The 2,566-nt window shown below is 35.7% G+C and carries 4 protein-coding genes; 1 reads left to right on the top strand and 3 read right to left on the bottom strand.

The window, feature by feature from the left end; all coding sequences use genetic code 11:
- Window positions 1-650 (top strand): XRE family transcriptional regulator (locus HT678_RS09835; RefSeq protein WP_172924930.1); only part of this gene is annotated, 650 nt, incomplete at its 5' end.
- 67 nt (window positions 651-717) lie between these two features.
- Here HT678_RS09835 and HT678_RS11995 read toward each other — a convergent pair.
- The 3 genes from HT678_RS11995 to HT678_RS09820 all read right to left on the bottom strand — a co-directional run bounded on the left by HT678_RS11995 (window position 718) and on the right by HT678_RS09820 (window position 2,526).
- Window positions 718-996: a hypothetical protein gene (locus tag HT678_RS11995; RefSeq protein ID WP_000712965.1), complete on the bottom strand. Its 279-nt coding sequence runs from the start codon at window positions 994-996 to the stop codon at window positions 718-720.
- A gap of 140 nt (window positions 997-1,136) precedes the next feature.
- Window positions 1,137-1,769 (bottom strand): ABC transporter ATP-binding protein, encoded by a 633-nt coding sequence (locus HT678_RS09825; RefSeq protein WP_000571433.1) that lies wholly within the window; start codon window positions 1,767-1,769, stop codon window positions 1,137-1,139.
- A 1-nt stretch (window position 1,770) separates the two neighbouring features.
- Entirely contained in the window at window positions 1,771-2,526 is a 756-nt protein-coding gene (locus HT678_RS09820) for a DUF1430 domain-containing protein (protein ID WP_001015889.1), read from the bottom strand.
- Window positions 2,527-2,566: the final 40 nt, after the last annotated feature.

Below are 2,566 nucleotides of genomic sequence, written 5' to 3'. Positions count from 1 at the left end.
ATTTAGAATATCTTTATAAAATAGAGGTAGAACGAAGCACTTTTCTAACATTAGAAGACCGAACTTACCTTGAATGGATTAAATCTATAATTGACTTCTATCAATATGACAGTAAGTGTGAGGCAATTTCGTCATTGGAAAATATATTATTAAAAGTCTCTTCAAATACTCTGATTTATTTAAAGGCGTTGAATACTCTATCTAATTTCTATTCCTTAGTGGGTCTTGAACAAGAATATGAGGCAAACTACTCTCATTTGATGGAGTTATATCAGACAAAAAATTTTGAGCATCAAGAGTTTTTATTTGGCTACATCAGAGTTCGTTACAACTACGCTCACTACCTAGTATCAAAGGAAAAATATAATGAAGCCATCCAAGAAGCTCTTGAGACTATCGAACTCTGTAAAGAGAGGCAAACAAGTTACCAACTAGCTCCCCTGCTCGTTCTCGTTGGAAATTGTGGAACACAATTCCTTGGCAAAGAACAAGTCAAAAATTATTATATAGAAGCAAGAGAGCTATGCAAGATTTATAACAATCCTTTCTCTGTGAAAATCGCAAGTTTTTCCCACCTTTTCTCAATACTGAAACAACATCTTTCCAGAACTTCAATAATTTCTTTTTGTGTTAAATCATTATTTAACTAAATCTTTGGAGGTAATACGTTTTCAAAGCTACTTTTTACCATAGATTTTGAGCTTTCAACACATATTACTAAGCCAAAAATGCTCTAAATTTTTGAAATTCTAACAAATGCCACTCAACTTCATCATCATCTTTGACTTTCACAATATCTTCCTCAAAATAACATGGAATAAAGATAGTTTTCTTTTGAAACGGTTGTAGGAGGAAAATCTCTCCTACACTATTTTTGATTCTGAGAGAAAATTGCAAAATATCATCTACCAAACTTTCAATTATTAAGATTTTTTGCAGTTTATCTGAATTAGAATCGCAAGGCTTCTCAATAATATAATTGTCGAATTTTTTCATTCTAACTTTCTCTCCACTATTTCTTCCTTTATCAAGAAAAAGTTACCTCAATATTCATAAAGTACAATTCTAAATTAACTCCAATTATTGATTCATGATAATATTTCGATAACTCATCGTGCAATTAAAAACAAGGATTTTTATTTCAGACGATCCATCGTGAACACTTCATCAGCCATCTCCCAAATTGCCGGATTATGTGTTGCGATAATGATTAGCCTATTATCATCTCGAAGAGATAGCAAAATCTCCATAATCAACTGAGAGGTTGCTGGGTCTATTGAAGCTGTTGGCTCATCTGCCAGAATAAAGGGTGGATTCTTTAAGATAATTTTTGCCAAGGCAACCCGTTGCGATTCTCCGCCCGATAACTCAAAGATGCGCTTATCTAGGTCAAGATAAGCCAGGCCGACCTGTTCTAAAGCCTGCTTCTGCCTCAACCGCTGTTCCGACCGACTCAACTTTTGACCAATGAGACCTAGCTTAAGGTTTTCTTCAATACTTTGGTTTTCAATTAAGCCAAAGTTCTGGAAGAGGTAGCCCAATTCGTGACGGAAAAAATCACTCGATTTATAATTGGCCAAGTCTTTACCTCGGTAAAAAATCGTCCCATCATAAGATTCTAATTTCCCAATCATGTTCATCAAGGTTGTTTTTCCGCTACCACTTGAACCAATTAAGGCATAGACTTTTCCAGCCTCAAATGTCATTGAAAGATTCGAAAATAACTCTCGTTCTCCAAAAGATTTACTCACCTGTTTAAGTTCAATCATATTAACCTCCCTTCAAAACAAGCATGGACATCTTGTTTTCTTTCTGCATTTGGACATGTAACTGTAAAAGAGATAGACCAGTAAAGAGTAACAAGACTAAGAAAGCAACTACTATCTCTACCATAAGAAATACACTCGCAATAAATCCCAGTAAAAACACACCCAGTTGAGCAAAGAGATAAGTGTGATGGATTTCTAAGAACCTGAGACCTGCAATGCGTTTGATAAAAATGGCACGTCTAAATTCTTCAAAGTAGAGCCTATTCATAGTGTTAAACAACAAGATTGAAGTTGCAATCCCAAGCACAGCTCCTGCTAGCATTACCCAACGTTCCCTCTGGATATTATCCAATAATGTGATGTAGTTATGGTAACCTGTTTGCATTTCTGAGACCCAATTTTCAATGCCTTGTCTCTGGATAAGCTCCTGGGCATCAGACAATTGATTAAAGAGAATGTAGTTCTGTACTGCGTCTATCCAAAACAAAATGGACTGTGGACCAGTTGATTGGGGTGTTATAACAATGATGATTGGATCTTTCAAAAATTGTTGGTAAGAAATAGGGGTCGTATTATATACAAAACGATCCTGACCTGATTCTAAATAACCTACCGTAGCAGTCATTTGCTGTCGTTCATCTTGACTAGACATGCGACTGGTTAAGTCGTCTTCAAAAACAGATTTATAATGTTCTTCCTCTGAACGGAGGTGTTCAGGCAGCAATAAGACAAACTCCCCTACATCAAGGTGATTCATCTTTTGCTCAATAGTTGTATCGTAAGCGCGTCATAACAAG

The organism is Streptococcus sp. 3167 (assembly GCF_013277175.1).
Taxonomy (GTDB): Bacteria; Bacillota; Bacilli; order Lactobacillales; family Streptococcaceae; genus Streptococcus; species Streptococcus pseudopneumoniae.
Note: the sequence above shows the minus strand (reverse complement) of the source record. Positions and strands in the feature narration are given on the sequence as shown.

Coding starts and splice junctions, on each gene's coding strand:
- HT678_RS11995 (WP_000712965.1), bottom strand. CDS start 996: ATGAAAAAATTCGACAATTATATTATTGAGAAGCCTTGCGATTCTAAT.
- HT678_RS09825 (WP_000571433.1), bottom strand. CDS start 1,769: ATGATTGAACTTAAACAGGTGAGTAAATCTTTTGGAGAACGAGAGTTA.
- HT678_RS09820 (WP_001015889.1), bottom strand. CDS start 2,526: ATGAATCACCTTGATGTAGGGGAGTTTGTCTTATTGCTGCCTGAACAC.